Origin of the sequence: Pseudomonas sp. OTU5201 (genome assembly GCF_038440135.1) — a bacterium.
Taxonomy (GTDB): Bacteria; Pseudomonadota; Gammaproteobacteria; order Pseudomonadales; family Pseudomonadaceae; genus Metapseudomonas; species Metapseudomonas resinovorans.
Genome location: NZ_JASATC010000118.1, coordinates 1 through 285, shown reverse-complemented (window position 1 = coordinate 285; position 285 = coordinate 1). Strand labels below are relative to the sequence as shown.

General features: G+C 65.3%; 1 pseudogene. It reads left to right on the top strand.

The features are described 5' to 3' along the window. Positions 1-285, top strand: a pseudogene (locus tag AAHM40_RS27105) (glycine dehydrogenase (aminomethyl-transferring)); the annotation flags it as partial.

Below are 285 nucleotides of genomic sequence, written 5' to 3'. Positions count from 1 at the left end.
CTGGACGAAGGCACCGCTGCCGCCGAGGCCATGACCTTCTGCAAGCGCCTGTCGAAGAACAAGGGCAGCAACACCTTCTTTGCCTCCAAGCACTGCCACCCGCAAACCCTCGACGTACTGATCACCCGCGCCGAGCCCCTGGGCATCGAAGTGGTGATCGGTGACGAGCGCGAGATCAGCGACGCCGGCGCCTACTTCGGCGCGCTCCTGCAGTACCCGGCCGCCAATGGAGACCTCTTCGACTACCGCGAGCTGGTAGAGCGCTTCCACGCCGCCAACGCCCTA